The organism is Stenotrophomonas sp. 82F1 (assembly GCF_056861525.1).
Genome location: NZ_JBSPUD010000009.1, coordinates 88480 through 93051, shown reverse-complemented (window position 1 = coordinate 93051; position 4572 = coordinate 88480). Strand labels below are relative to the sequence as shown.

At 66.7% G+C, this 4572-nt stretch carries 4 protein-coding genes; 1 reads left to right on the top strand and 3 read right to left on the bottom strand.

Going from position 1 to position 4572, the window contains the following annotated elements:
• Positions 1-60: 60 nt before the first annotated feature.
• The 3 genes from ligD to AC13GI_RS11350 all read right to left on the bottom strand — a co-directional run bounded on the left by ligD (position 61) and on the right by AC13GI_RS11350 (position 4012).
• On the bottom strand, positions 61-2538 hold the full coding sequence (gene ligD, locus AC13GI_RS11360) for a DNA ligase D (RefSeq protein ID WP_482996308.1): 2478 nt from the start codon (positions 2536-2538) through the stop codon (positions 61-63).
• A gap of 3 nt (positions 2539-2541) precedes the next feature.
• Positions 2542-3471, bottom strand: coding sequence for a non-homologous end joining protein Ku (ku, locus tag AC13GI_RS11355; RefSeq protein WP_482996307.1), 930 nt, complete (start codon positions 3469-3471; stop codon positions 2542-2544).
• Positions 3472-3613: 142 nt separating this feature from the next.
• On the bottom strand, positions 3614-4012 hold the full coding sequence (locus AC13GI_RS11350) for a hypothetical protein (RefSeq protein WP_025875521.1): 399 nt from the start codon (positions 4010-4012) through the stop codon (positions 3614-3616).
• A 141-nt stretch (positions 4013-4153) separates the two neighbouring features.
• Between AC13GI_RS11350 and AC13GI_RS11345 the strand changes: the two genes are divergently transcribed.
• Positions 4154-4480 (top strand): hypothetical protein, encoded by a 327-nt coding sequence (locus AC13GI_RS11345; protein ID WP_025875523.1) that lies wholly within the window; start codon positions 4154-4156, stop codon positions 4478-4480.
• The last annotated feature ends 92 nt before the right edge of the window (positions 4481-4572 follow it).

The window sequence follows — 4572 nt, the reverse complement described above, 5'->3', positions numbered from 1 at the left end:
TGGGCCCGGCGGGGGGCCCCCCCCCCCGCGCCGCGGGCTGGGCCCCCCCGCCCCCCCCCACTACCGCTTCAGCGTCGGCAGCGTCTGCTTCAGCGTGTCGATACCCTGCCACGGATCCGCCTTCAAACGCTTCGCCCGTGCCAACGCCTTGTCCATCGGAAACGCATCGGCAGCGCCGACCCGCGCCAGTTCTTCCCAGCGCAGCGGTACCGCCACGCCCGCGCTCTCGCGCGCACGCAGCGACCACGAACATACGCTGGTCGCGCCGCGTGTATTGCGCAGCCAGTCGATGAAGATCACCCCGCTGCGCTTGGCCTTGCTCATCGTCGCCACGTAGCGGTCCGGCGCCTGTTCGGCCATCGCCTGCGCGAACGCCTCGCAGAACGCTTTCGCGTCCTCCCAGTCCGCCTTTGGCTGCAACGGCACCACCACATGCACGCCCTTGCCACCCGACAACCGCACGAAGCTCTGCAGCCCGGTCTCCTGCAGCCGATCGCGCACATCACGCGCGCCGCGCTTGACGTCGGCCCAGCTCACGCCCTCACCTGGATCAAGATCGAACACCAGCCTGTCGGGATGCTCGGGATCGGCCACCGTCGCCCCCCAGGGGTGCAGCTCCAGGGTGTTCATCTGCACCAGCTGCAGCAGCCCGCGTTCGTCATCGATGTAGACGTAGTCCTCGCGCCCGCTCTTCTGCTGCAGCGGCACCGCATGCACGGCGTCGCCCAGACCCTGGCCGTGGTGCTTCTGGAAGAAACAGGCCTTGCCTACGCCATCGGGACAGCGCAGCAGCGACAGCGGTCGTCCACTGATTTCCGGCAGGATCCAGCGTGCCATCTGCCGGTAGTAGTCGGCGACGTCACCCTTGCTGAGCTTCTTCTTCGCAAACACCACACGCTCGGGATGGGTGATGGCCACGTCGTCGCCGTCATCGGCCGGTGCTGCACTCATCGCCAGGTCCTCCTTCTGCTTGTCACTGCGCAGTCGCTTGAAACTGGCCTGGCGCAGCAATCCTTCCTTGCCCCAGCCGCGGAACGCGATCTCGGCCACCGTCACCGGCTTCACCCAGCGCACGCTGGCCCCACGGAGGGGCACGTGCAACGGCAGCTCCAGCACCGCTGCCTTCACCGCCAGCGGCGCCAGCGTGGCCGACAGCGCGCGCAGGCTCTCGTCGTCGAAGCCGGTACCGACCCGGCCGACATAGCGCAGGCCGCCCTTGTCCGGCGTGGCCAGCAGCAGCGAACCGAATCCCACCCGCGAGCCCTTTGGCGCGGTGTGGCCGATGATCAGGAATTCATCGGTGTCCTCGTGCTTCACCTTCACCCAGCTTCGTACGCGGGCGTTCACATAGGGCGCATCGATCTGCTTGCTGACGATGCCTTCGAAGCCTGCCTTGCCGCTGGCCTCGAACACCGCCGGGCCGTGATCGATGACGTGCTCGCTGAAGGCCAGCGTGCCAACTGCATCGCCGATCAGTTCCTTCAGCAGTGCCTTGCGTTGCAACAGCGGCGCGCGGCTGATGTCGACCCCGGCCACGCCCGGCAGATCGAACACGATGTAGCGCAGCGGTTGTTTCGAGCTGCCGTCGATCACCCGCTGCAGCGCGGCGAAGTCGCTGCGGCCGTTGTCATCCAGTACCACCAGTTCCCCATCCAGGCGTGCATCGCGTACCGGCAGCGCCTGTACGGCCTGCACCACTTCGGGAAAATCCGCGGTCCAGTCCAGGCCATTGCGCGAGCGCAGCTTTACCTCGCCCTCGTGCAGGTCGGCCAGCAGCCGGTAGCCATCCCACTTGATCTCGTGCAGCCAACGCTCACCATCGGGCGCGGTGTCGCGATGATCGGTGAGCTGGGGCTTGAACTGGCGCGGGTAGCTCTTGTCACGCGCCCCATCCAGCGTCAGCGCACGCGCATGCCAGCGTGCATCGGCCTTGCGTGGATGTGCGGTACGCGGCGCGGGCGCCGCCTTCTTCGCAGAGGCGCGGGGCGCCTTCGCAGATCTGGGTGCTGGCGCGTGCAGCAGATCGTCCGCTTCGGCATCCCGTGCCTGCTCATCATCGCGCTTGATCAGCAGCCACTGCACCTGGCGCCCCTTCATCGCCGTGCGCACCAGCTTCCAGCCACCCGCCAGACGCTGCCCATGCAGCACGAAGTCGATCTTGCCGGCCGCCAGCGCTTGCAGCGGATCGCCTTCGCAGGCCCAGCTGCCGTGATCGAATACGTCGACGTGACCCGCGCCGTAGTGCCCTTCCGGAATATCGCCTTCGAAGCCGGCATAGGACAGCGGGTGGTCTTCCACCTCCACCGCCAGACGCTTCTCACCCACCCGCAGCGACGGCCCCTTCGGCACCGCCCAGCTCTTCAGCACGCCATCCATTTCCAGGCGGAAATCGTAGTGGCGGCTGCTGGCGTGGTGCAGTTGAACCACGAAGATCGGCCGTCGCTTCGGGTTGCCCCGTGCAGGCGTTTCATCCGGCTCGGGGGTCTGCCCGCTGCCTCCGCCCAGCCGACGCTTGCGCCGGTACTGATGCAACGACATGGCTCAACCTGCCTTGCGTCGCGCGACGGTTTTCTTTGCAGCCTTCTTCGCCGGGGCCTTTTTTGCCGGTGTCTTCTTCGCCGCTGTCTTCCTGGCCGGTGCCTTGCCCGCTGCCGCCTTCTTCGCCGGCGTGCGCTTGTTGGCATCCAGGCTCTTCTGCAGCAGCGACATGAAGTCCACCACGTTGGTGGTGGCATCTTCGCGCGGTGCCGGCTCGTCTTCTACCTTGGTCGTGCCGCCCTTGGACTTGATGCGCTTGTTCAGCACCTGCTGCAGGCGTTCGCGGAATTCATCGTGATACTGCGACGGATCCCAGTCGCCGGCCATCGACTCGATCAGCTGCTCAGCCATCGCCGTTTCCTTGCTGGTGATGCGGTAATCGGCGAGCTTTCCACTGGGCAGCGTGTAGTCGTCAGGCTCGACCAGTTCCTGTGGGTAACGCAGGATCATCAGCACCAGTGCGTCATCGTTGGGCATCACCGCGCACAGGTACTCGCGCGTGCGCACCACCACCCGGGCGATACCGACCTTGCCAGTGCTGCGCAGCGTTTCCCGCAGCAGCACGTAGCCTTTCTCGGCCTTTTTACCCGGCACCAGCAGATAGGGCTTCTCGTAGTAGCGCGGATCGATCTGGCTGGCGTCGACGAAGGTTTCCACCTCCACCGTTTCATGGCTTTCCGGCGCCGCCGAACGGATATCGTCTTCCTCCAGCACAACGTAGCTCCCCTTGTCGTACTCGAAGGCTTTGACGATGTCCTTCCACGGCACTTCTTCGCCGGTATCGGCGTTGACCCGTTCGAAGCGGATCGGTTTGCGGTCGCGCGAATCCAGCATGCGGAAGTGCAGGTCGACCTTGCGCTCACCGGACATCAGCGAGACCGGTACGTTGAGCAGGCCGAAGGAAAGCGTACCGGTCCAGATCGGGCGGGCCATGATGCGCACCTGGGTTTCAGCAGGGGTAGCCAGCTTCGGCCGGCTACCGTGAAACAACCGTGTCGGCAACGTGCACGCCGTGCGGGTGGTGCCGCTGGCCGGCATCCCCAGGCTTCAAGGCGCTTCCGGCGAGCGGCCGGCACTACTGCAGCAGTGGCCTCACCGCGGCGGCAGGGATGTGGTCCAGCGCGCGCCAGGCATCTTCCACCACCGGCTGCGCCTGTGCCCAGTTCAGGCGCGACTGTCCACGCATCTGGTCCCAGTGCTCGGCCAGTTCGCCACTGGTATCGGCCTCACCGCCCCGCGGCCAGTCAGCGGCATGGGTAGTCAGTGCGAAGGCATACACCGGGCACAGATCGCGCCAGTTGCGATGCCCCTGTCCGCGACGTTCCTCGTAGTCGCTCAGCATGTACTGCAGGTAATCCTGCGCCACCGCCTGCGGATCCTCCAGGCGGCGCGTCCGGCGCTGCGTGCTGCGCTGGCCAAGCGGATCCAGCAGGGCGTTGAACACGGACGGGGCGGGGCGTTCAAGACGGGGCATGGCCGGCTCCTGCAGCAGGGCGGGTGGGCAGGAATACGCGCGCCGCCGTTATCCAGTCGTGACAAAGATGTTCATGACGCCAGGTTCGCAGTGGCTTTACTTCGTCCGCGCTCTAGTGGAGGCCTACCGGAGGAATGCCCCATGACCACCACCCGTGACCCCCTACGTGAGAACCACACCCCCGAGCCGGGCGAGCAGCGCGGCAAACACGATCTGGCCGACGCCGAGGACCGTGGCGCCGGCATGTCGACACCGGACGAGGGCGTACTGCCCGTCGTGCGACGGCCTGAACAGGCCGCACAGGACCGCAAGGACTGTGGCGATCGCAACCGCGGTGGCCAGGAAAGCCCGCTGAAGCGGCGCGAGCGCAAGCAGCACGCCAGCGACAACCAGGACGAGGCGCTGGAAGAGACCTTCCCGGCCAGCGACCCGACCTCGCCATTCGTGCCAGCCAAGGCGCCGGATTGACGGGGCGTGCCGGCCGCTGGCCGGCAACCTTGACTCCTGCACGGAGCGCTGCCCGCCCGCGGGCGGCCCGCACGCCTAAGCGCCCAGGCCCC

What these genes read in the sequence shown, in the direction of transcription:
- ligD (WP_482996308.1), bottom strand. Translation starts at nt 2,538, where the DNA reads ATGTCGTTGCATCAGTACCGGCGCAAGCGTCGGCTGGGCGGAGGCAGC.
- ku (WP_482996307.1), bottom strand. Translation starts at nt 3,471, where the DNA reads ATGGCCCGCCCGATCTGGACCGGTACGCTTTCCTTCGGCCTGCTCAAC.
- AC13GI_RS11350 (WP_025875521.1), bottom strand. Translation starts at nt 4,012, where the DNA reads ATGCCCCGTCTTGAACGCCCCGCCCCGTCCGTGTTCAACGCCCTGCTG.
- AC13GI_RS11345 (WP_025875523.1), top strand. Translation starts at nt 4,154, where the DNA reads ATGACCACCACCCGTGACCCCCTACGTGAGAACCACACCCCCGAGCCG.